The 22,728-nt window shown below is 71.6% G+C and carries 22 protein-coding genes; 8 read left to right on the plus strand and 14 right to left on the minus strand.

The window, feature by feature from the left end:
- Positions 1-7 precede the first annotated feature (7 nt).
- Together KCQ71_RS19105 and KCQ71_RS19110 are read right to left on the minus strand one after the other, a co-directional pair.
- Positions 8-2,176, minus strand: coding sequence for an MMPL family transporter (locus KCQ71_RS19105; RefSeq protein WP_223408880.1), 2,169 nt, complete (start codon positions 2,174-2,176; stop codon positions 8-10).
- Between the two features lie 42 nt (positions 2,177-2,218).
- The gene (locus KCQ71_RS19110; RefSeq protein WP_223408882.1) at positions 2,219-2,374 is read right to left on the minus strand and encodes a hypothetical protein; all 156 of its coding nucleotides are present in this window, start codon (positions 2,372-2,374) and stop codon (positions 2,219-2,221) included.
- Between the two features lie 168 nt (positions 2,375-2,542).
- Between KCQ71_RS19110 and KCQ71_RS19115 the strand changes: the two genes are divergently transcribed.
- A complete protein-coding gene (locus KCQ71_RS19115; RefSeq protein WP_223408884.1) occupies positions 2,543-3,013 on the plus strand; it encodes a MarR family winged helix-turn-helix transcriptional regulator in 471 nt (156 codons plus the stop codon).
- Here the strand turns inward: KCQ71_RS19115 and KCQ71_RS19120 are convergent.
- Genes KCQ71_RS19120 through KCQ71_RS19130 form a run of 3 tightly spaced genes read right to left on the minus strand, consistent with a single transcriptional unit; the run spans position 3,003 to position 5,848 of the window.
- On the minus strand, positions 3,003-3,455 hold the full coding sequence (locus KCQ71_RS19120; RefSeq protein ID WP_223408886.1) for a pyrimidine dimer DNA glycosylase/endonuclease V: 453 nt from the start codon (positions 3,453-3,455) through the stop codon (positions 3,003-3,005). The two genes, KCQ71_RS19115 and KCQ71_RS19120, sit on opposite strands and share 11 nt — an antisense overlap.
- Before the next feature lie 3 nt (positions 3,456-3,458).
- Positions 3,459-4,298, minus strand: a complete 840-nt coding sequence (locus tag KCQ71_RS19125; RefSeq protein WP_223408888.1) for a TspO-related membrane protein — start codon at positions 4,296-4,298, stop codon at positions 3,459-3,461.
- On the minus strand, positions 4,295-5,848 hold the full coding sequence (locus KCQ71_RS19130; RefSeq protein WP_223408890.1) for an SDR family oxidoreductase: 1,554 nt from the start codon (positions 5,846-5,848) through the stop codon (positions 4,295-4,297). Before KCQ71_RS19130 ends, KCQ71_RS19125 begins: the two co-directional genes overlap by 4 nt.
- A gap of 341 nt (positions 5,849-6,189) precedes the next feature.
- On the opposite strand from KCQ71_RS19130, the gene KCQ71_RS19135 reads away from it, so the two are divergent.
- Entirely contained in the window at positions 6,190-6,693 is a 504-nt protein-coding gene (locus tag KCQ71_RS19135; protein ID WP_223408891.1) for an FBP domain-containing protein, read from the plus strand.
- A 75-nt stretch (positions 6,694-6,768) separates the two neighbouring features.
- On the opposite strand, the gene KCQ71_RS19140 is transcribed toward KCQ71_RS19135, so the two are convergent.
- From KCQ71_RS19140 to KCQ71_RS19155, 4 genes are all read right to left on the minus strand, one after another.
- Positions 6,769-9,201, minus strand: a complete 2,433-nt coding sequence (locus KCQ71_RS19140) for a polysaccharide lyase 8 family protein (protein ID WP_223408892.1) — start codon at positions 9,199-9,201, stop codon at positions 6,769-6,771.
- Positions 9,202-9,303: 102 nt separating this feature from the next.
- Entirely contained in the window at positions 9,304-11,628 is a 2,325-nt protein-coding gene (purL, locus tag KCQ71_RS19145) for a phosphoribosylformylglycinamidine synthase subunit PurL (RefSeq protein WP_223408893.1), read from the minus strand.
- A gap of 39 nt (positions 11,629-11,667) precedes the next feature.
- Positions 11,668-12,489: an HAD-IIA family hydrolase gene (locus KCQ71_RS19150; RefSeq protein WP_223408894.1), complete on the minus strand. Its 822-nt coding sequence runs from the start codon at positions 12,487-12,489 to the stop codon at positions 11,668-11,670.
- A gap of 228 nt (positions 12,490-12,717) precedes the next feature.
- A complete protein-coding gene (locus tag KCQ71_RS19155; protein WP_223408895.1) occupies positions 12,718-12,942 on the minus strand; it encodes a hypothetical protein in 225 nt (74 codons plus the stop codon).
- 162 nt (positions 12,943-13,104) lie between these two features.
- On the opposite strand from KCQ71_RS19155, the gene KCQ71_RS19160 reads away from it, so the two are divergent.
- Genes KCQ71_RS19160 through KCQ71_RS19180 form a run of 5 tightly spaced genes read left to right on the plus strand, consistent with a single transcriptional unit; the run spans position 13,105 to position 15,493 of the window.
- Positions 13,105-13,635, plus strand: coding sequence for a universal stress protein (locus tag KCQ71_RS19160; protein ID WP_223408897.1), 531 nt, complete (start codon positions 13,105-13,107; stop codon positions 13,633-13,635).
- Positions 13,632-14,069 (plus strand): fluoride efflux transporter FluC, encoded by a 438-nt coding sequence (locus KCQ71_RS19165; protein ID WP_223408899.1) that lies wholly within the window; start codon positions 13,632-13,634, stop codon positions 14,067-14,069. The genes KCQ71_RS19160 and KCQ71_RS19165 overlap by 4 nt, the downstream gene beginning before the upstream one ends.
- Entirely contained in the window at positions 14,066-14,452 is a 387-nt protein-coding gene (locus KCQ71_RS19170; protein WP_223408901.1) for a fluoride efflux transporter FluC, read from the plus strand. The genes KCQ71_RS19165 and KCQ71_RS19170 overlap by 4 nt, the downstream gene beginning before the upstream one ends.
- Positions 14,453-14,459: 7 nt before the next feature.
- On the plus strand, positions 14,460-14,927 hold the full coding sequence (locus tag KCQ71_RS19175; RefSeq protein ID WP_223408903.1) for a spore germination protein GerW family protein: 468 nt from the start codon (positions 14,460-14,462) through the stop codon (positions 14,925-14,927).
- 8 nt (positions 14,928-14,935) lie between these two features.
- On the plus strand, positions 14,936-15,493 hold the full coding sequence (locus KCQ71_RS19180) for a pyridoxamine 5'-phosphate oxidase family protein (RefSeq protein WP_223408905.1): 558 nt from the start codon (positions 14,936-14,938) through the stop codon (positions 15,491-15,493).
- A gap of 31 nt (positions 15,494-15,524) precedes the next feature.
- Here the strand turns inward: KCQ71_RS19180 and KCQ71_RS19185 are convergent, their stop codons facing one another.
- From KCQ71_RS19185 to KCQ71_RS19205, 5 genes are all read right to left on the minus strand, one after another.
- A complete protein-coding gene (locus tag KCQ71_RS19185; protein ID WP_223408907.1) occupies positions 15,525-17,012 on the minus strand; it encodes a gluconokinase in 1,488 nt (495 codons plus the stop codon).
- Between the two features lie 34 nt (positions 17,013-17,046).
- Entirely contained in the window at positions 17,047-18,060 is a 1,014-nt protein-coding gene (locus KCQ71_RS19190) for a GDSL-type esterase/lipase family protein (protein WP_223408909.1), read from the minus strand.
- Between the two features lie 20 nt (positions 18,061-18,080).
- Positions 18,081-18,941 (minus strand): phosphotransferase family protein, encoded by an 861-nt coding sequence (locus KCQ71_RS19195; protein ID WP_223408911.1) that lies wholly within the window; start codon positions 18,939-18,941, stop codon positions 18,081-18,083.
- A 4-nt stretch (positions 18,942-18,945) separates the two neighbouring features.
- Positions 18,946-20,139, minus strand: a complete 1,194-nt coding sequence (locus tag KCQ71_RS19200) for a pyridoxal phosphate-dependent aminotransferase (protein ID WP_223408913.1) — start codon at positions 20,137-20,139, stop codon at positions 18,946-18,948.
- Between the two features lie 83 nt (positions 20,140-20,222).
- Entirely contained in the window at positions 20,223-21,191 is a 969-nt protein-coding gene (locus tag KCQ71_RS19205) for an aldo/keto reductase (protein ID WP_223408915.1), read from the minus strand.
- A 68-nt stretch (positions 21,192-21,259) separates the two neighbouring features.
- On the opposite strand from KCQ71_RS19205, the gene pdxR reads away from it, so the two are divergent.
- Positions 21,260-22,693: a MocR-like pyridoxine biosynthesis transcription factor PdxR gene (gene pdxR / locus KCQ71_RS19210; RefSeq protein ID WP_223408917.1), complete on the plus strand. Its 1,434-nt coding sequence runs from the start codon at positions 21,260-21,262 to the stop codon at positions 22,691-22,693.
- Positions 22,694-22,728 lie beyond the last annotated feature (35 nt).

Below are 22,728 nucleotides of genomic sequence, written 5' to 3' on the forward strand. Positions count from 1 at the left end.
GCCCGCCTCACCGCTCACCCCGCGCCAGCTTGGACGGCCACCAGATCGTGCGTCCGATCGAGTAGGACAACGCCGGGACGAGCAGTGAGCGCACCACCAGGGTGTCCAGCAGCACGCCGAACGCGACGATGAAGGCGAGCTGGGCGAGGAACAGGATCGGGATGACGGCCAGGGCCGCGAACGTGGCGGCTAGCACCACGCCGGCCGACGTGATCACGCCGCCGGTCAGGGACAACCCCCGCAGGATGCCGGACCGGGTACCGTGCTCGAGCGACTCCTCTCGGACCCGGCTCATCAGGAAGATGTTGTAGTCGATCCCGAGCGCCACCAGGAACACGAATCCGAACAGGGGCACGGCCGGGTCCGCACCCGGGAAGTCGAAGACGTTGTTGAACACCAGGGCCGACACCCCCATCGCCGCCCCGAAGGACAGCACGACGGTGGCGACCAACAGCACCGGGGCGAGGATCGCGCGCAGCAGCGCCATCAGGATCACGGCGATGACGGCGAGGATGAGCGGGATCAGGAGGGTCCGGTCCCGGGTGGAGGCGTCGTTGGAGTCCACGGCCGTGGCGGTGACGCCGCCGATCAGGATGTCGTCGCCGAGGCTCTCACGGAGCTCACGGACGGTCTCCTCGGCCGCATCGGAGTCCGGCGGGTCCGTGAGGGTCGCCTGCAGCATCACCCGGCCGTCGACCTCGGTGAGGGCGGGGGCGGGCGTGCCGTCCGCGAGCGGCTGCACGCCGTCTGCGGTCACCGGCGCCGTACCGCTGGGCGAGTCCGCGCTGACGGCGGCGAGCGACGCCACGCCCGGGTTGTCCAGGATCGTGGCCGCGACCGACTCGACCTCTTCGGCGTCGGCGACCACGAGCGCAGGGCTGCCGGACCCGCCGGGGAAGTGCTCGCCCAGCGCCTCCTGTCCGTCGCGGGCGTCCGATGCCGTGAGCACGAAGTCGCTGCTCGCCACGCCCGAGGCCTTGAGCTGGGGCACGAACGCGCAAGCGATGAGAAGCACGACGGCGGTGCCGATCCAGATCTGGTTCGGTCGCCTCGCGATGGCGCTGCTGAGGCGGGCCCACAGGCCCGTCGTGGGGATCTCGTCCTCGTCTCCGATGGTCGGGTCGTAGGCCGGGCGCCGCGGCCAGAAGACGCCGCGGCCGGTCAGCAGCATCAGCGCCGGCAGCAACGTGAGCGCGGCCAGCAGCGCGAAGCCGATCCCGATCGCGGCGACCGGTCCAAGCGACTTGTTCGAGTTCAGGTCGGAGAGCAGCAGGCACAGCAGGGCCGCGATCACCGTGCCGCCCGAGGCGAGGATCGGTTCGAAGGAACCGCGTAGCGCCGCCTTCGTCGCAGCCCACGCGGTCGAGGAGCGGCGCAGCGCCTCTCGGTAGCGGGCCACGTACAGCAGCGCGTAGTCGGTGGCCGCACCGATGACGAGGATGAACAGGATGCCCTGGGTCTGGCCGCTGAGCAGCACGATCCCGGCCTTCGCGAGCCACCAGACGGTCAGTAGCGCGGCGCACAGCGCGCTCATGCTCGTGGTCAGCACCACCAGCGGCAAGAACGGCGAGCGGTAAACGATCACGAGGATCACGAACACGGCACCGAGGGCCACCATGAGCAGGATCCCGTCGATGCCCCCGAACGCGTCGACCAGGTCCGCGGTGAAGCCGGCCGGCCCGGTGACATGCACCTCGACGCCGTCGGGGGTGCTCGCCCGGAGCTCGGCCCGCACCTCGTCGACCGCGACCGGGACATCCGCGTCGGGATCGAGCGTCAGGAACACCTGGGCGGCCAGTCCGTCGGTCGAGGGCACCGGAGGCGAGATCCCGTCGGTGACGCCGGGCACGTCGCTGAGGACCGCCGTCGACTCCTGGATCTGGGCAAGCTCGTCCTCGGTGAGCGGCTCCGCGGCGGTGTACACGACGATCGCCGGAATGCTCTCGCTCCCGGCGAACTCGGGGAGGAGTTCGGCGACCTCGGTCGCGTCGGCGCTCGCCGGCAGAAAGGTGGTCTGATCGTTGCTCGAGACCTCATCGACCCGACCGAAGTACGGTCCGCCGACGGCGGCCGCGGCCAGCCAGGCCCCGACCAGGATGAGCGGGATCAGGATCCGCAACCACCGTGCGGGTTGCGCGGTCGTGGGCGGCTCGTTCTTCGTCGAGGTCGTCGACATCGGTCTCCTTGAGCAAGGTGTGGCGGACGCCATGGATCGGGGTCAGGTCGTGAGGGTGTGCCAGATCATCAGCATCGTGATGAGGAAGCCCACGACGTAGTTGATCAGAAGGAACTTCGTCCAGCCACCGTGCGCACGGACGGAGTCACGGTCACGGAGGCGAGCGTAGGGAAGCACGGCCAGCAGGTAGGCGAGCACGGAATACTCGCCTGTCTAGATACATGCTAATCTTACTTTAAACCTAGCATGATTATACCGTCGGCGGCTAGCATGTTGCCCGTGAAGAGAACACGTGACGCGGTCGCAGCAGCCATGCACGACCCGCGCGTGGGAGATCCGGTCAGTGAACTGGTGGATCGCACAGGTATGAGCGACACCGATGTCGAGCAGGTCGTCCGGGTCATGAACGCACTTCGCGACTGGCACGAGGCAGCGGAACGGATGAGCGAGTCCTCACGCCGCTACATGCGGCTGAACGAGACGGACATGCGTGCGCTCCGTTACCTCATCGCGGCGCACAATCAGAAGCGACAGGTCACACCGGGCGCCATCACCGACTATCTCGGCATCTCGAGCGCGTCCACCACGAAGTTGCTCGACCGTCTGGAGAAGGGCGGGCACGTACGACGCGGACCCCATCCGACCGACCGGCGGGCCCTGACCGTCTCGGTCACGGAGGCCACCCGAAAGGATGCGCGCGAGAGCGTGGGCCGGCAACACGCTCGCCGCTTCGCCGTGGCGGCTGAGCTCAGCGCCGCCGATCGCGACGTCGTCATCGCCTTCCTGGACTCGCTCAGCGCCACCGAGGTCGTCGAGGCCGAGGGCGTCACCGACTGACATCCACCACCGCCGCGCGCTCCCAGTCTGCGACGGGTCCGGGAACCACCACGAAGGAGGGGTGCGGGTCCGGAAGGCGCACCGGCGACCAGCGCGCGGCGAGATCGGGCGTGCGCCTGAGGAGCTTGGCGCTCAGATGGGCCCACTCCAGCAGCAACTGGCCGTCGGCCACCGGGATCGGGTCCGCGGCGCCCTCGGCATCATGGATCCGGCCGGCATCGAAGCGGTAGCCGCGCTCGCTCGCCTCCTCGGCCACGCCCGCCAGGTACCGCCCGATCGCCGTCAGGGGCTGACCGTGATCGCGGAAGCGCGCCAGTTGCGGATGGCGGGTGTACCCACGCGTCGCCCCGGCGAGAACCGCCTGGGCGAGCAACGCCTCGCGCCAGCACGCCGTGAGGCCCTGCCGATCCAGGTAGCGCGGATGTACCGACCACAGGCGCATGAGTCAGCCGACGGCCGGTCGTTGTCCGGTCCGGGTGCGGCCGCCGTGCGGTGTCCCACGCAGCCGGGCGAACACCGACGCGAGCGCGACCAGGCCGGCCGCAGTACCGGCCGCCACCGCGACGACCGTCGATGACGGCTCGCCGGCCGTCCGGCCCACCGCGATCCAGGCCAGCCCCCACGTCAGTGCGGCGGCAACACCGAGGCGGCCACCGCCGAAGTGGGCCAGGACCACCCCGACGGCCGCCACGACCGCGAGCACGGCGACCGCCCACCACTGCGGCACGCCGAACCCGTCGAAGCCGGCGCCCGCGAGCGCGGCCGCGATGTTCGCACAGATCGCCACGCAGACCCAGCCCAGGTAGAGGCCGAACACGCCGTCGGTCACGAACGCCTCGATCCAGCCGGCCGGGCGGCGCCTGCGGCAGCGCACGAACAGCACTGCCAACACGGCCAGCAGTGCGGTGATGACGACGACGCTCGCGAACACCCAGCCCGCCTGGACCACCAGGATCCACGTCGCGTTCAGCAGCATCGAGGCGATGGCGGGGAGCGCCACGCCGCGTGAGTCCCCGTCCCACCACTGCCACACCGTGTACAGACCGAGGCCAACATAGATGACGCTCCAGATGGAGAACGCGCCGCCACCCGGAGCGAGGTGCGTGCCGTCCGCGGCGAGGAGCCCGTCAGCCGCCTGCGAGATCGGCGGACCACCGAACACCCCGACACCGATCATCGATCCGAGCACGCACACCACGAACGCCGCGCTGACCGCCAGCCTGCGCGGCCAGTGGCGCCGAGGCCGCTCGTCGTCCGGGTCGGTTCGTGCGACGACGGGCGTCATGCCTGCACCGGCGGCGTTCCGTTCACACCGGTGGTTCGGCGGTCCCGTTCACCACCATCCCGGCGGCCGGGCTCGGCCTGGCCCGCCACCGAGGCGGCAGCGGCGATGTTGCGCTGCATGCCCCCGAAGACGATGCCGTGGAATGGCGAGATCGCCCACCAGTAGAGCCACCCGAGCAGACCCTTCGGGTGGTAGCTGGCCCGCTGCCGGAACACGGTGCGACCCTGTTCGTCGCGGTCGACGGCCAGGTCGAGCCAGGCCAGGCCGGGCAGGCGCATCTCGGCACGCAGGCGGAGCATCGAGCCGGGGTCGAGGGCCTCCACCCGCCACCAGTCCAGGGCGTCGCCCACCGCGAGCCGGTGCGGGTGCAGACGGCCGCGCCGCAACCCGGGTCCTCCGAAGACCCGGTCCATGAGTCCGCGCGCCACCCAGCCCAACTTCCAGGAGTACCACCCGTGGGCGCCCCCGATGCCCTCGATCACCCGCCACAGCTCCTCCGGTGCTGCGTCGACGACGGTCTCTCGGGCATCGACCAGGAGGCTCCCGCCCGCCCAGTCGGGATCTGCGGGTAGGAGATCGCTCGGTGCCCCCGGGGTCGACGCGGACGTCCACGACGTGCGGACGTCCATGTCCTCGAGGTGCTGCAGGGCCAGCTCGACCGCGTGTGTGAATTCGGTCGGCCCACGAGGCGGGGCCGGCACGAGTCCGTCCAGGTCGTGTTCCTTGACAACGACCTCGTGGATCAGCGACTCGACGAGCGGTTTCGCGATCCCGGCCGGCACCGGCGTGACGAGTCCGACCCAGTGGCTGGCCAACCAGGGCGTCAGGACCGGCACCGTCCGGACCACCCTGGGCGGCAACCCGGCCACCCGCGCGTAACCCTGCATCATCTGCCGGTACGTGAGCACGTCGGGCCCGCCGATGTCGAACGTCCGGTTCAGGTCGGGCGGGAGATCTGCCGCAGCCACCAGGTAGTGCAACACGTCGCGTACCGCGATCGGCTGAATCCGGTTGTCGAGCCACTTGGGTGCCACCATCACCGGCAGCCGTTCGGTGAGGTGACGCATCATCTCGAAGGAGGCGCTGCCGGAGCCGATGATGACGGCTGCCTGGAGCGCCGCCGTCGGGACCCCCGAGGCGAGCAGGATCTCGCCCACCTCCCGCCGGGACCCCAGGTGCGGCGAGAGGTCCTCGGTATCGGGGTGGATCCCGCCGAGGTAGACGATGCGGCGCACACCCGCCTCGCGGGCGGCAGCCCCGAAGCGCAGTGCCGTGGAACGGTCCCGCTGCTCGAACCTCGAGCCGGAACCGAGCGAGTGGATGAGGTAGTAGGCGACGTCGACCCCGGCCAACGCCCTCGCGATCTGGTCACCGTCCTGGGCGTCTGCCTGCACGATCTCGACGCGATCCGCCCACGGCCGCCCCTGGAGTCGTTCGGGATGCCTGGCCATCGTCCGCACGCGATGGCCGGCGTCAAGCAGCTCGGGTACCAGCCGGCCACCGATATACCCGCTCGCCCCAGTGACCAGGACCTGCGCAGACGTCGTCATCGACCCAGTCTCCGGCGCCAGCCTTGCGTGCGCGAACGCAAGGGGCCGTCGGCGACCCGGCCGGCCACGCGGGCCGCTCGGATGAGAATGGCTGGACAACGGTCGTATCCTCAATGAGGCGGTCCGCACCGGCGGGGCCGTGACGACCGGATGAGGAGCGAGCAGATGCGGGATCTCACCGCCGAATGCGGGGTGGCCGCCCTGGCCTGCTCAGGCCCAGCTCTGACCCGCGTCAAGCTTCCCTGAATCGAGCCGGTCTCGGACCGAAGGCTCCGTACGGGGCGGCGACGGCGTGGGCTTCGTCATGCCCTGACCCAGACCAGCCGGAAGATGCCGCAACCATGAAACCCCTGACCGAGAAGCAGATCCGCACGTCCTTCATCAACGCGAGCCGTGGCGACGCCAACCGGGCCGTCCTGCCCGATCTGGGCGCGATCGCCTGGGACGACCTCGACTACCTCGGCTGGCAGGACCCGAAGTCACCGCTGTCCGCGTACGTCGTGCTCGAGCTCGACGGCGACCCCACCGCCATCCTCCTGCGGTCCGGTGACGCCCGCACGGGCCGGGTGCGGCGGCAAGCCATGTGCGCCTGGTGCGAGGACGTCATCGACACCGGCGACGTGGTGCTCTACGTCGCCCGCCGCGGGGGTGACTCCGGCCGCCGCGGCAACACCATCGGCACGCTGATCTGCCGGCAGTTCGTCTGCTCGGCCAACGTGCGCAGGACCCCGACCGCGGTGGAGGCGAACGACGCCGCGGGCCGCGAGCTGATCGTGAGCCGTCGGATCGCCGGGCTGCGCGAGCGGTCCGAGCAGTTCGTCCGCGAGATCCGCAGCACCCGCTGAGGTAGAACCTCCGGCCCGAATCAGGACCGTGCAAGATCCTGATTCGGGCGACGGGAGGTTCGGCGAATCAGACCCTCACCCGCGCCGGCGTCCGACGAACGTCAGTCGGTGTTCGGCGCCGCGAAGGGCTGCGACGTCCACGGTCACCCGCAGCGGCGACTCACTGACCACGGTCACCGAGTCGTCGCCGCCGGCCACGGTGCCGGGCGCGTCGAAGGGGAACTCCACGGTCAGCGTGCCACCGGTCTTGGTCGGCTGCGAGATCACCAGCTCTGTGCGGAACTGGGCCGCTCCGGCCTGGCCCGGCCCGGCCGCGACCTGGCGGTGGCCCACCGCGCACGGCCCACTCACGGTGTACCCGGCCCAAGCGCCGGCGGCGAAGAAGTGTCCCATCCGGGCACCGTCGGGCGCCTCGATCAGATGCGCCTGATCCTCGGCGAGCAGCACGCTGACCCGGGGCCGCCGCATCGTCTCCCCGACGGACGCGAGCGGGAGCACCTCGTACGCGTACCAGCCGCCGTCGGCCCCGTGGGCGCGTTCGATCCGGACGAAGTCGCGGGTGACCTCGTCCGCGGACCCGGCAGTATCGCCACCGGAGTTGATCGCGTACCAGGTGCCGGTGCGGCGTTCGGAACGGACCCCGAACCTCTGATCGTCGCGCCCCGGTGCAGACAGCGCCACGAACCCGGCGTGCCCGGCCACATGCACGTTCCGCGCCGGCACCAACCCATCGGTGAGCTGGGCGGGCCGGCCGTCGATCCGCACGAGCGGCAGGGCGTCGACGGCGAACGACCGGTTCTCCGCGATCGTGCGCACCTGCGTGCCGGACGTGTCGGCGATGTTCGACCCCACGCAGACGACGGAGTCGGACAGGAAGTACCAGGACTTGTTCGCCGTCAGGGTGCCGGTGGCGTTGGTCAGATCCATCGCCGTGGTGCCGATCTCGCCGTCGATGGTCAACCCGCCGGCGTACTGGTTGTTCGCCCGCGGGATGCCGGTGCCGGCCGCCTCCCCACTGGTTCGCGTCTCGCCGTTCACCGTGATGCCGGGCAGCGCGTACGGGTCCACGGTGGGCCAGAAATCGGCCGAGAACTGGGCCGGATCCGCGCGGTGGTAGACGAACAGCACACCGTCGCCCTGGTACCAGCCGAGGTTGTTCTCGTTGTTGCCCCACTCGTAACGGCCGATCCGTCTCGAGGAGGTGTTCACGACGGCGGCCCAGTCGCCGCGGTGCTGGACGATCCGTTCCTGGTTGTAGGTGTTGGTGATGCCAACTCGAGGCGGGGCCGCCGTCACGCCCGCGTCCTCCACCACGGCCAGGCTCCGCGCGGAGGCCGCAAGGGTCTGGTTGTTCGTGGCAACGGTCTGATCGGTGGTGCGCTCCAGCCACCCCTTCACCAGCGCCCGGTGCCGGGCGCGCTGATCGGCCGGGCCGGAATCGGCAAGCACCAGGATCGCCGACGCGATCGCGAAGCCGGAGTCGTAGTCGTGTTCCCCCTCCCGCGACACGGCCCGGCCACGCGTGCTCTCCATGGTGCGCACGTCCCACTGGAACGGTGCGAAGGTCGTGTCCACGGCGCCCAGCAGGTTGGCCAGGTTCGGGTCCGTCACCGCCCACTGGCTGCCGGCGAGCATCGCCAGCACCTCGGCCACCCCGGTGATGGCCACGCCGCCATAGGTGCCGGAGTAGGGCAGGTAGCCGTGCTGCACGAAGGAGCCGTCGGCGTAGAAACCGTCGCCCGAGGTGACCACCCGGAACAGACTGTTGCGGCCGCCGTCGGCCATATCGGAGAGGGCATCCCGGCCGAGCATGACATCGGCGTCGGACGTGGTGAGCAGCCCCCGGACGATGCAGGACAGCGCCTTGTCCACGCGGTTGGCGCCGGTCTCCTTGAGCGTGGAGCCCCGGCGCACGTTCGGATTCGGGGCGTGGAAGCGCACCGCCGCGATCAGCTTGTCGAAGGTCTCCGGCGGCACGTTCACGCCGAGCAGGGTGAGCGTGTCCGCCAGCTGCCGGGGCAGCCCGATCTCCCAGAACCACCAGTTGCCGGGTCGCGTGCGGTCGGCCCGGTACTGGCCGGACAGGAACGCGAGCCCGCCCTGGAGGTCGCTGAGCAGGTCGGGATCGCCGTGGTACCGACTGCCCGCGGAGGCCCAGGCGGTCGCCAGGATCGTGAGCTGATTGGCGGTGACGCCCATGTTGCCCACCTCCGCGGTGTTGCCGGCCGCGTTCACCGGCAGCTCCGGCCACAGGTAGGTACGCCCGACGGCCCGGTTGAACGTGGCGAGCAGGCCGGCGACCGTCTCGTCGATCGCGGCCCGCTTGGCGGCCAGCCCGACATGGGTGGCCGCCACCGCCCCGCCGGTGAGGAACTCACGCCGCCGGGCCAGCACATCCTCGTAGGGGTCGGCGGCCGAGGCAGGCAGGGCGAGGCCACCGCTGGCGAAGAGCGCTGCGGCGGCCGAGGCCCCGAGCAGGAACTGACGACGAGAGGGCGTGAAAGGCATGTTCAGGTCTCCGTTGACTCGCTGAAAATCGCTAACACGCGTAGTCAAGCAGGAGGCACTGCACCGGTGTCAATCCGGCGTCCCGGCGCCCGGCCGGAGAACTCAGCCGAAGACGCGGGGCAGTGTGCCCTCGTGGGACTCGCGGAGCTCGTCCAGCCCGATCTCGAAGGCACCGTCGACGACCAGGCCCGCTCCGCCGTCGAGGGTCTCGCCCAGCCGCAGCAGCGGCACGGAGTGCGAGGCTGCGAGCGCCTCGAACGTGGCCACGTTCTCAGCTTCGACCGCCACGAGCGCTCGCGCGCCGGACTCCGAGAACAGTGCGGTGGCGGCATCGATGTCGTCCCGGGGCATCAGCTCGGCCAGCGAGACGCGGGCGCCGACACCGTAGCGCAGCACCGCGTCCGTCAACGCCTGGGCGAGACCACCGGCGGACAGGTCGTGCGCGGCCGCGGCCAGGGACTGCCGGGCGACGTCGATGAGCACCTGCGCGAGGGCACGCTCGGCGTCCAGGTCCACCACCGGCGGGTGGCCGCCGAGGTGGTCGTGCACGACTCCGGCCCAGACCGACCCGGAGAGCTCGGTGCGCGTGGCGCCGAGCAGGTAGACGTGCTGGCCGGGCTTGGACCAGCCGGACGGCGTGACCCGGGCGACGTCCTCGAGCACGCCGAGCACGCCGACGACCGGGGTCGGGTTGATGGAGGCGTCGATGTGGCCCTTGCCGACGTCGCCCGCGAGGGTGGAGTTGTACAGGGACACGTTCCCGCCGGTGACCGGCACCCCGAGCTCCACGCAGGCGTCGGCCAGGCCGGTGATGGCCTCCACCAGCTGCCACATCGCGTCCGGGTCCTCGGGTGAGCCGAAGTTCAGGCAGTCGGTGACCGCGAGCGGAGTGGCGCCCACGGTGGCGACGTTCCGGTACGCCTCGGCCAGGGCCTGTTGGGCGCCCGTGTACGGGTCGAGCTTGGTGAAGCGCCCGTTCGCGTCCGTGCTCAGGGCGACGCCGAGCCCGCTCGCCTCGTCGACCCGGATCACGCCGGCGTCGTCGGGTTGGGCCAGCGCGGTGTTGCCCTGGACGTAGCGGTCGTACTGGTCGGTGACCCACGCCTTGGAGGCGAGGTTCGGGGAGGCGATCAGGGCGAGCACCTGGGCGCGCAGCTCCTCGGGCGTCTTGGGCCGCGGCAGTTTCGCGGCGTCGTCGGCGTTGAGCGCGTCCTGCCAGGCCGGTCGGGCGTAGGGGCGGTCGTAGACGGGGCCGTCGTGGGCGACGGTGCGCGGGTCGACGTCCACGATCCGGTGCCCGTTGTGGTCGATCGTGAGCCGTCCGGTGCCGGTGACCTCACCGATGACCGAGGTCTCCACGTCCCACTTCGCGGTGATCGCGAGGAACTCATCGAGCTTGTCCGGGGCCACCACGGCCATCATGCGTTCCTGGGACTCGCTCATCAGGATCTCGCCCGCCGTCAGCGTGGGGTCGCGCAGCAGCACGCTCTCGAGTTCCACATGCATGCCACCGTCCCCGTTGGAGGCGAGCTCGGAGGTGGCACAGGAGATCCCGGCGGCGCCGAGGTCCTGGATGCCCTCGACCACGCGCGCGGCGTAGAGCTCGAGGCAGCACTCGATGAGGACCTTCTCCATGAACGGGTCCCCCACCTGCACGCTCGGGCGCTTCGAGGGCTTGTCCGCGTCGAAGGTCTCCGAAGCGAGGATCGACGCCCCGCCGATGCCGTCGCCGCCGGTGCGGGCGCCGAACAGGACCACCTTGTTGCCGACACCCTCGGCGTTCGCGAGGTGGATGTCCTCGTGCCGCAGCACACCGAGGCACAGGGCGTTGACGAGCGGGTTGCGCTGGTAGGAGGCGTCGAACTCAACCTCGCCGCCGATGTTCGGCAGACCGAGGCTGTTGCCGTACCCGCCGACGCCGGAGACCACACCGTGCACCACGCGCTGGGTGTCCGGATGGTCGATCGCGCCGAACCTGAGCTGGTCCATCACCGCGACCGGCCGGGCGCCCATCGAGATGATGTCCCGGACGATCCCGCCGACGCCGGTGGCCGCGCCCTGGTAGGGCTCCACGTAGCTGGGGTGGTTGTGCGACTCGACCTTGAACGTGACGGCCCAGCCGTCGCCGATGTCCACCACACCGGCGTTCTGGCCGATGCCCACGAGCAGGTGCTTGCGCATCTCCTCGGTGGTCTTGTCCCCGAACTGGGATAGGTGACGCTTGGAGGACTTGTAGGAGCAGTGCTCGGACCACATGACCGAGTACATCGCCAGCTCGGCGGCCGTGGGACGCCGGCCGAGGATGTCGCGGATCCGCGCGTACTCGTCGTCCTTCAGGCCGAGTGCGGCGTAGGGAAGTTCGACGTCGGGGGTGGCGGCGGCGTTCTCGACGGTGTCGGTGCTGCCGGCGGCGGGCGCGTTGGTCACGATGGTCCTTAGGAAGGCGCAGAGGGATCTGGGGCAAATCTACCCGGGCAGGAGCGTGTCAAGACGGTCGAGCACATAGGTCGGACGCTCCGCGGGCGACAGCGCCGCCGCCTCGGCCGCCGTGGAGTCTCCGGTGAGCACCAACGCCGAGGCCATTCCGCCGTCGACCGCCATCTTGATGTCCGTGGCGAGCCGGTCGCCGACCATCAGCGCCCGCTCCGGACGAACGTCCAGACCGGCCAGCGCAACCTCGACCATGGCCGGGTCGGGCTTGCCGAAGTGACGCTCGCAGGTCACTCCCGTGGTCGCCTCGATCGCGGCGACGATGCCGGCAGCGTCCGGCTCGCCCCGTCCGCCGGGGAACGGGCAGTACCGGTCCGGGTTCGTCGCCATCAGCCGGGCCCGCTTGTGGAACCAGATCGCGTCGAAGGCGATCTGCAACTTGGCGTAGTCGAACGTGCGGTCATAGCTGGCCAACACGATGTCGATCTCGGCCGGGTCCTCCGAGGTCGTGATGCCGGCGGCGTGCAGCGCGTCGACGACCGGTCGCTCGGCGATCGGGAAGACGACGGCGTCCGGTGCGTTCGCGCGTAGCCACCGGGTCGTCGTGACGACCGTGTTCGCTATCTCCTCGACCGGAGTCGGCAGGCCGAGGCGCTCGAGCTTCTCCGCGTAGGAGGTCGGGTCCTTCGTCGGGTTGTTGGACAGGAACCGCACGGGCAGGCCACGCTCGCGCAGGCCCTCCACGAGTTCCCTCGCGCCGGGCAGGAGCTCATCGCCGAGGTAGATGGTGCCGTCCATGTCGAAGACGTACGCGTCGTAGTGCTCGATCGGGCGGTCGTTGCGGTCGGCCTGCGGCACGTGCGCTCCTGAGTGGCATCGGGTTGGTGGCGGGAACCATCATGCCCGCGTCGGCGTGCACCTCAGAACCTGGGTCGTCCCGACGATCGCCGTCGGGGCGCTGCGGCGTGCGCTCGGGGTCGGGGAACCGACCGCCGGAGCGGTCCATGATCGCATCGAGGACGTGTCCCCTCACAGCCGCGAGCGCTGTCCCCGTGGTGCTGACCGGTCACGATGTCCGGCGGCGGCTCAGGCCCGGGCATCCTCGTCGGCGGAGTCCTGCCCATCGGCATCCGCGTCTTCGGAGGCAGCCAGACTCTCGGCGCCTTCTGATTCCTCGGCGCCCTCAGCCTCGTCGTCCTCTGCGTCGCCGTCAGCGGCGTCAACGTCCTCGCCGGACGGTGCGGACTCCTCGTCCGGCTGGGGCTCGGGAGTGGCGTCCACCTCGACGCCCTCGCGTACATGACGTCCCATCGTGACCACTTCCCTCCACATTCCGGTCCACGTCGGACCGGTGGGAAACCATCATCCGCTGCGACGGGGTTTCCGCAACCAGACGGCTGTGACGGACCCCACAGCCGCTCGGCGGACCAGGCCCCGCGCGCGTAGAGTTGGCGCCCGGCGGGAGGTACACAGATGAGCGCGTCACGACCGTGGCCGGGACCGGCTCCCGAGGCCCCGTTGGTACTGGGCGTCGAGCCGGACCAGGACCGTCACCTCGTGGTGCGCGCCGCGCGTGTCGCCGCCCGGATGGGCACCGGCGTCGTGTGCACCTGGGTGGACACCACCCACGTGCCGGTCGCGGAGAGTGTCGCCGGCATCGACGGAACGGTCCCGACCGCCCCACTGGATCCCGACAGCGTCGACGACGACGCCGGCGCCGAGGAGCCCGCCGCGATCCTGGTGGCCCGCCTCGCGGAGGTCCTCGACCCGCTGCACGTACCGTGGTGTTTCGCCTACCGGGTCGGCGAGGCCACTCGGGGCCTGACGGCGGAGGCGAAGGAACGAGATGCCGCGATGATCGTGGTCGGCGCCCGCCGGCCGGGGTTCGGCGGCTGGATGAACGAGATGATCGGCGGCTCCGTGGCGGGCCGTCTCGCGCATACCCAGGCGGTGCCGGTACTGGTGCTCCCGACGAAGCACGAGGGCGAGCTGATGGCCCGTTGAGCCGGCCGTTGCACGCCGACCCGCACTTCCTCGCTGTGGTGGCCCTGGGCGGCGCCGTCGGCACCCTTGCCCGCTACGGCCTGACCCACCTCATCCCCCGCGACGGCGGCCTGCCGGTCGCGACCGCCGTCGAGAATCTCGTCGGCGCGTTCGCGCTCGGCCTGCTGCTGGAGGCGCTGGTGCGCCGCGGTGCCGAGAACCGCACCCGTCGGCTGGTGCGCCTCGGGCTCGGCACCGGGGTGCTCGGGGGCTTCACCACGTTCTCCAGCCTCGCCCTGGAGGTCCAGCAGCTGCTCGCCGACGGCCAGGTCGCGCTCGGCCTCGCCTACGGGGTCGGCAGCGTGGTCCTCGGGTTCGCGACCTGCCTGCTCGGGGTGGCTCTGGCCGGTGCGCTGCATCGGCGCCGGACACCCGGCTCCGGGGCGGCTACATGAGCCCGGTCCTGCTGGCCGTCCTAGTCGGTGTGCTCGGCGGTATCGGAGCGGCCACCCGGTTCGCAGTGGACGGGATGATCCGCGGCCGGTGGTCGCGACTGCTGCCGGTCGCCACGATCACCATCAACGTGACCGGCTCGGCGCTGATCGGGGTGCTCGCCGGTGCGCTGGCCACGGGCGCGATCTCCGCCGACGTGTACGCGATCGCGGCCACCGGCTTCTGCGGTGGCTACACGACCTTCTCGACGGCGATGGTGGAGTCGGTCCGCCTGGTCGCCTCCGGCGACCTGCGCCGCGGCGTGGTGAACGCGTTCGGGACGCTCGCGGTCACCGTGATCGCGGCGACGCTCGGCCTCGTATTGGGGTTGCAGTTCGGGTCATGATGGGGAGATGAACTCTCCCGAGGAATCAACGGCAGATCATGATCGCGCAGAACAGAGCGGGCACGCCCCGCACCGCCGAGAGCCCCGCCCGCCGCATGGCGACCCGCGGCTGCCGATCGAGGCGGCTCGCGACGCGCTCACCGTCAAGCGGGTGTTCGGAGACGCCTACGTGGCCGACGGCGTCACGGTGATCCCGGTCGCCAAGGTCTACGGCGGCTCCGGGATGGGCTACGGGGACGGCACCGGCCAGGGTCCTGCCGGCGAGGGCGCTCCGCATGCCGAGGGATCCGGAGGGGGCGGCGGCTTCGGCGTGATCGCCCGCCCGGCCGGTGCCTATGTGATCCGCGACAGCAAGGTGTCCTGGCAGCCCGCGGTCGACGTGAACCGGGCCATCCTCGGTGGGCAGATCCTCGGCGGCATCGTCGCGGTCTCGGTCGCCTGTGTGCTGCGGGCGCGCCTGCGCCGCCGCCGGTAGCGCCGCGCATGGCTACCTTCTACGACACAATCGAGCCTCAACTCCTCCGGTTCATCGAGCGCCAGCAGATGTTCTTCGTCGGCACGGCGGCTGCAGACGGACGGGTGAACGTCTCCCCCAAGGGCCTTGACACCTTCCGGGTCCTCGGGCCGAACCGGGTCGCCTGGCTGAATGGCACCGGGTCCGGGAACGAGACGGCCGCACATACCGCGATCGACCCTCGCATCACAGTCATGTTCTGCGCGTTCGAGGGCAAGCCGTGGATCCTGCGGCTCTACGGGCGCGCGCGAATGGTGCAACCGGGCGATCCGGACTGGGAGGAGCTCACCGGCCTGTTTCCGCCGTTGCTCGGCGCCCGGCAGGTGTACGACATCGAGGTGGATGAGTGCCAGACCTCCTGCGGCTTCGGTGTGCCCCTGTACGAGCACGTCGGCCAGCGGGACCTGATGCACTCGTGGGCGGACCGGCGCGGCCCGGACGGCCTGGCGCGCTACCAGCGGGAGAAGAACGCCCGCTCGATCGACGGCTTCGACGCGCACCTGCCCGAGTCCCTGCTGGAGGCGTGAGAACAACCCACACCCGCCCGTCGGGTCCGCGTCAGCGTACGAGTGCCGCGTAGACCTCCTGGTACCGCCGGGCGCGGTCGTCGTAGTAGCCGCGCCGGGCCGGCACCGGCGCGAACGTGGCGCCGACGTCCGGCTCGGCACGGGGCACGTCCGGTGCGAGGGACTCCAGCGCGATCAGGGCGGTCCCGCGCAGGGTGGTGCGCTTGTTCGTGACGTGCCGGACGTCCGCGTCGAGCGCGTCCGCGACCACCTGGAGCCACGGCGTCAGGTCCGCGGCCACCCGGCCGGCGGCACGGATCTCGCGGGCGTGGCCCCCTGCCGCGCCGGCGAGTTCGTCGGCGACCCGGGCGTAGCTCAGCGCGACGCCTTCCATCGCGCCGCGGTAGATCAGGTCGGCGGTGGCCGCGGCGCCGACGTCCGTGATGGTCGCCCGGGCCTGCGCGGCCCAGCCGGTGCTGCGTTCCCCGCTGAGGTACGGGAGCACCGTCGGCGTGGCCGGGTCGGGATCGGCGGTGAGGGTGGCCCGGAGGTCCTCGGGCGCGCGCAGCGTGGCGTCGAGCCAGGTCACCACGCGGCCCACGTCGTTGAGCGCGCCGCCGAGCAGACTGCGGCGGGCATCGACCCGGTAGCACCACAGCCCGCTGGAGATCGTCTCGGGGATCTGGTGCAGGAGCACCCGCATCGCTCCGCTGGTGGCGGCGGCGAGCGCGACGGTTCCCTCCGCCGTCGCCCCCACCCCGACGTTGGAGGCGAACCCGTCCGCGATCACCGGGTACCAGGCCGCACCGGCGAGCGCCGGCCAACGCTGCGCGACCCGGGCGGGCACCTCACGGACCGGGTCGTCCGGGTCGTGGATCGGCGAGAGCTGACCGACGTCGATGCCCGAGATCGCCACCAGCTGCTCGTCCCAGGCGCCGGTGCGCCGGTCGAGCAGACCGGTCCAGGCGGCCGCGGCGGTGCCGATCACCGCGGTGCCGATGATCCGCAGGTGGATGTACTCGCCGAGGGACATCCAGCGGTCGACGGCGTTGAACCTCGCCGGGTCGGTGGCGGCCAGCCAGCGCAGCCGGGCCGGAAGGTAGCTGCTGTGGATCCGGGTGCCTGTGCGTTGCAGGACGTCCTGCTCGTCGAGTTCGGTGCGCAGGGTGCGCACCTGCTCGGTGCAGCGGGAGTCGGCGTAGGTGTAGCAGGGCGTGACGGCGCGGCCACCGGCGTCGACGCCGACGAGCGAGGCGGAGAACGTGTCGATCGCGACGCCGCCGATCCGCCCCTTCAGGTCCGGCGTCGCGAGCAGGTCGAGGATCTGCTCGATCTCACCGACGACGGCGTCCGCATCGATCTCGCTGGTGCCATCGCCTGCCGTGGTGAACGCGTGCGGGATCTTCGCCTTCGGTCCCTCGAGCGGACGGGCGGCGGCGTCATAGAGCCCACCGCGGGAAGCCGTGGATCCGACGTCGAGTCCGAGGACGAGCGGGTCGATCGCTTCCGATGGGCTGATCTTGTGCTGGGTCGACGCCATCGTCCGCTCTCCTTGCCGTCCGGAGGTGCCGACGCTAGCGCACGCCGACGGGCAGGGGCAGCCGCGACAGCATCGGTGCGATCCGGTCCGCCATCAGGCGGTAGCCCTCGCCGTCGGGGTGAAGGTCGTCCGGGAGCAGGTGGACGTCCTCGGTGCCGATCACCGTCGGACCCTCGAACAGGTGCAGGTTCGCGTCCTCGCCCTGCAGTTCGGTGACGGCGGCGCGCACCGCCGAGCGGACCGCCTCCAGAGTCAGGCCGGCGGTGTTCGGGGTCTCCTCGCGGGGCGGGCTGACGATGGGGGTGAGGACGGCGATCGCGGCGTCGGGGTGGGCCTCGCGGACCCGCTCGACGAATTCCGAGACCTGGGGCGCGAGGGAGCGTTCGTTGAAGCTGCCGTTGCCCTGGATGTTGATGCCCAGGCACAACGAGATGACATCGGCCGGCACGGCGGCGATCGTGCGGGCCGCGATCGGGTCGAGGTGGCACTGGCCCGAGAAGCCCAGGCAGGTCAGGTCCCAGCCGAGGCGGCGCGCCACCAGCGCGGGCCAGGTCTCGCTCGGCCCGTACGCGGCCTGCGCCTGCGTGATCGAGCTGCCGTAGGTGGTCCAGCGCAGTGCCGGCGCCGGGGCCTCGACCAGGCCGGCGTCGGAGAGGACGAGGTCCCCCACCTGGATGATGCCGCCCTGCGGTAGCCACACCTCGACGTCGTGGGTCCCCTCGGGCAGCGGCACCTGCACCTCGTGGGCGCCCGGTTCGACCGGCAGTCGGGCCACCCGCTCGCCGTCGACGAGCACGTCGACGGGGAGCGCAGGCTCGTCGGCGCGGATCCGGAGCCCGACGGCGCTGGCATCGGTGCGCAGTTCGGCCCGCACCCCGGCGGCCATCAGGGCCGTGTTGATCAGACCGGGGGCATGCGCCCGGGCCGCCCGGCCAGGCAGCAGCCGCCACGGCTGCCAGAGACCGTCGGCGGTAGCCACCCAATCGACGGCTCCCCGCCAGATCGGGCTCTCGGTGGACGGGGTCAAACTGACATCCTCAGCAGTCACGGCGCAGAGCCTAGTCCCATTCAATCCCGTGGCCGCGCGCCGCCCGGATCGTGACTCGTGCCGTCGGCCAGGCGGCGGGCGAAGTTGCCGAGGGCGAAGTCCCGCAGCTCGGCGTCCCCGGCCAGCTCCGCCGCGGCCGCGACCTGGAGGGACAGCGTGGCGCGGTGGTGCATGGCCCGGTCCAGCACCTCGGGCTCAACGATCTCGGCGACCTGCGCGGCGCCGAACTGTCCGATCAGGGGGGCCAGGTCGATCGCCGCGTCCGCCCAGGCCGCGTGGTCGAAGTCGATCATCCCGGTGACCCGACCATTGGACCAGAGCAGGTTGTGCATGCCGAAGTCGCCGTGCACGAACACCGGCGGCACGCCGGCCTCGACGGCGATGACCCGTTCGGTGAGCGCGACCGCCTCGGCCGCGACCGCCGTCGGGAGCCGTGGCGCGAGGAACTCGGCCACCACCCGCGGCCACCGCGGACCACCGCACCAGGCCCGTGCGCCCGGGAGTCCGGCGTCGCCCGGGACGACGCGGCGCAACCCGTCGAGCAGCGCCACGAGCGGTTCGCGAACCTCGGGCCAGAGCGCCTCGGAGGAGGTCCCCGGGACGAACGTGGTCAGGATCCCGGCCGCGCCGTCCAGGCGCACGATCTCGCCGAGCGGGCACGGGGTGGTCACCGGTAGGCCGAGGTCGGCGACCACCTGCAGTGTGCGCACCTCGCGTTCGGTGCGTTCGATCGCGTCGGCGCCGAACGCCACCCGGGCGACCACGGTCTGCTCGAGGACGGCGATCCGGTGGAACGCGCCGTGTGCGAGACGGGCCCGGGACCAGTCGTGCCCTGGCCAGGCGCGGGCCGCCCAGTCGCGGACGTCCGGCGGCGCGGCCACGGGCTCAACCCTCCTGGAACGCCGCGATGCGCCGCACCGCCTCGGCGACGGCGTCCGGTCCGGCCGCGAAGGACAGGCGCACGTACTCGTGACCGTGGATCGGGTCGAAGTCGCTGCCCGGCACCGCGGCCACCCCGGCCTCTTCCAGCAGGGCGCGGCACCACGCGGTCGAATCGGCGTGGTTGCCGAGCCTGCTCCCGAGGCCGGCGTAGAGGTAGAACGCGCCGTCGGCAGGGGCGATCGGCCCCCAGCCCAGCCGTGGGACCTCGCCGAGCAGCACCTCGCGGGTGCGGGCGAAGGACGCGACCCGATCGTCCGCCTCCGCGTAGGAACGGTCGGTGAACGCCCCGACGGCGGCCCGCTGGGCGGGCGTGGGTGGGCACAGCGCGACGTTCCCGGCCAGGGCGTCGACGGCGGTGCGTAGGTCCTCGGGCACGAGGGCCCAGCCGAGCCGCCAGCCGGTCATGCCCCAGTACTTGGAGAACGAGGAGATGACGATGCCCGACCGATCGAGCTCCCAGGCGCTGACGCCGTGGGCGTCGGGGTGGGCCGGATCGGCGGGGTAGGTGATGCCGTGGTAGATCTCGTCGCTGATCAGGCGGACGTCGTTGGCCCGGCACCATTGCGTCAATGCCGTGAGCTCCGTCCGGCTGACCATGGTGCCGGTCGGGTTCGCCGGCGAGGCGAGGATCAGGCCGTCGAGGCGCCCGTGCGTGCGTGCGGCTTCCTCGAGCAGTTCGGGCGTGGGCTGGAAGCGCTGCTCGGGACCGCACTCGATCTGGACCACCTCGCAGCCGAGGGCGGACAGGATGTTGCGGTAGGCGGGGTAGCCGGGGCTGGCCAGGGCGACCCGGTCGCCGGGGTCGAACGCGGCCAGGAACGCGAGCACGAACGCCCCCGAGGAGCCGGTGGTGATCGCGACGTCGTCGCCGGTGACGTCGAGGTCGTACCAGCGCCGGTAGTGCCCGGCGACGGCGTCCCGCAGCTCGCGGAGGCCGAGCGCGCTGGTGTAGCCGAGGTCGGAGCCGTTGCTGAACGCCGCCACGGCGCGGGCGTTCACGTCGGCGGGCGCGCCCCCGCTCGGTTCCCCCGCGCACAGCGAGATGACGTCGCGGCCGGTGGCACGCAACTGGGCGACCCGGTCCAGGATGCTCATCACCTCGAAGGGTGGGACCGCGGCGCGCTTCGAGACCTTCATCGGATCACCTCCGCGGCCACGATCCCACACCGGCGCACACCCGGAGCGCCCGGTCCCAACGCCCGGCACCGGCGCGAGCGCGCTCAGGCGGCGTCGAGGCGAGCCCGGAGCTCGGTCGGGATCTCCACCGTCAGCGCTCCGAGTGCCTCCTGGAGCTGCGCCAGGCTGCTCGCGCCGAACACCGGAAGCTGCGGCACGTCGCCGCCGAGCAGCCACGCCAGGACCACCTGGTTCCGGGTCGCTCCGAGCTCCTCGGCCACCTGGTCCAGGACCGCCAGACGCGACGGCGTCGCCGCGTGGTCGAGTTCCGGGCGAAGCGGCTTCGCGGGGTTCGCGTAGACACCCTGGGACTGCGGTGCGTACGCCACGATCGTCACATCCCGATGGGCAGCGACGTAGTCGAGCAGCTCGCCGTTCACGAAGTTGCTGGCGCGCGAACCGGGACGCGGCTGGAGGTACGTGCTCTCCTGCTGGATGACACCGAACGCGGGGACGCCGGTGCGCTGGGCTTCGGCGCGCGCCTGCGCGAACCGCCAGGTCGTCGTGTTGCTCATCCCGCCGACGCCGATGGTCCCCGCCTTCGCGAGCTCGCCGAACGTGCCGGCGATCTCCTCGATCGCAAGCTCACGGTCGTCGACGTGCGCGTAGTAGACATCGAGCCGCTCCACGCCGAGCGTCCGCAGGCTCTGCTCGGCCTCGCGCCGCACGAGCGACGCCTCGAGCCCTTGGTAGTTCGTCGGCGGCGTTACCGAGAGCGGCAGCGCCGGGTCCTTCTTCGCGGCGCCCACCTTCGTGGCGATCGTCATCTCGTCGCGCACACCACGGGCGGCGAGCCAGCGACCGAGGACCTCCTCGCTGTCGCGTCCGTGCCCGTCGAGCCACGCGTTGTAGTTGTTGGCGGTGTCCAGGAAGCGACCGCCGGCCTCGTAGTAGGCGTCCAGGATCGCGAACGACGTGTCCGGGTCCGTCCGCGTACCCATGAACATCGTGCCGAGGCACAGGGCGCTGACGGACAGGTTGGTGTCGCCGCTGGTGAGGGTGAACTCGTGCATGGGGATGTCCTCTCGTTTCGGAGTCTCCACGCTACGGCCGGGACGGCCCGGTGATACGGTCCGAATCGATGGGTGAAATCCAGACCGATCTGGCGTGGGAGACGCTTCTCGACCTCGAGCGCGAGAGCGGTCCCCTGCATGTGCGCCTGACGACGGCGATCCGCACCGTGGTCACGTCCGGCGTCATCCCCGACGGCGCCGCCCTGCCGCCGAGTCGTGCGCTCGCGCGTGACCTCGGCTGCTCCCGCTGGGCCGTCACGGAGGCGTACGCGCAACTCGCGATGGAGGGGTACCTCACGTCACGATCCGGTTCCGTGACGCGCGTTCGTTCCGGCGTCGCCGCCGCGGCCCCGGCTGGCACGAGGAGCCACGTCCACGACGGCGCCGCTCGCCTCCCGTACGACCTCGCCCCGGGAGTGGCGGACGTTCGCGCCTTTCCTCGCAGCCGCTGGGTCGAAGCGACGCGGCGGATGCTCGCCGAGTTGCCCGCGACCGACCTCGCCAGCGCGATCCCGGGCGGGCACCCGCGCGCTCGCCACGTGCTCGCGGCCTACCTGCGCCGCTCCCGCACGGTCGACACCACCGCGGCCACGCTGGTCGTCACCACGGGCGCGGGCAGCGCCATGGAATGGCTCGCGCCGCGCCTCGCTGCGGCCGGACACCGGCGGATCGCCATCGAGGAGCCGAGTTGGCCCGTGCTGCCGGATCTCGCCCGGCGAGCGGGTCTGGCCACGGTGCCGATAGCCGTCGACTCGGACGGGCTTGCGGTCGACCGCCTCCAGCAGCTCCACGACGTGCGCGCCGTCCTGCTCACCCCCGCCCATCAGTTCCCGACCGGCGTCGCCATGTCGCCGTCCAGACGTGCGGAGGTGACGGCATGGGCCCGCGAGCGCAACGGCATCGTCGTGGAGGACGACTACGACGCCGAGTTCCGCTACGACCGCAAGCCCTCCGCAGCGCTCCAGGCGCTCGACCCGGCTCACGTCGTGCTCCTCGGGTCGCTGTCGAAGTCGCTGTCGTCGGCCGTCGGGCTGGGGTGGCTGGTGGGCCCGCCGGCCCTGGTCGATGACGTCACCGCCCCTGGCGGCGCGCCGCTCACGCCGGGGGTGCTCACTCAACTCACCGTCGCCGAGATGATCGAACGGGGCTGGTACGAACGTCACCTCCGGGCCGTCCGCACGGGGCTGCGGCGTCGGCGAGACGCCTTCGTCGACGCACTCGCGCGCCACCTTCCGGGCTGCTCCGTGACCGGGCTCGCCGCGGGCATGCACCTCGTGCTCGAGCTGCCGCCCGGGGTCGTGGCGGACGACGTCGTCACTCGCGCCGGTGCCCGCGGCGTCGCCGTCGTCTCGCTCGGCCGGTATCAGCGGGTTCCCGCGGCGCCCGACGACCACGGCGAACCCCCGCCCCAGGCGCTCGTGCTGGGTTACGGCAACCTCGCCGACGCGCGGGTGGACGACGCTGTCGGGCGCCTCGCCGCGGTGATCGCGCGGCGGGAGTGACACCCGCCGCGGGCCGGGTCGACCGCGTTCACCGC

It is taken from the genome of Occultella gossypii (genome assembly GCF_019947135.1).
GTDB classification, from domain to species: domain Bacteria; phylum Actinomycetota; class Actinomycetes; order Actinomycetales; family Beutenbergiaceae; genus Occultella; species Occultella gossypii.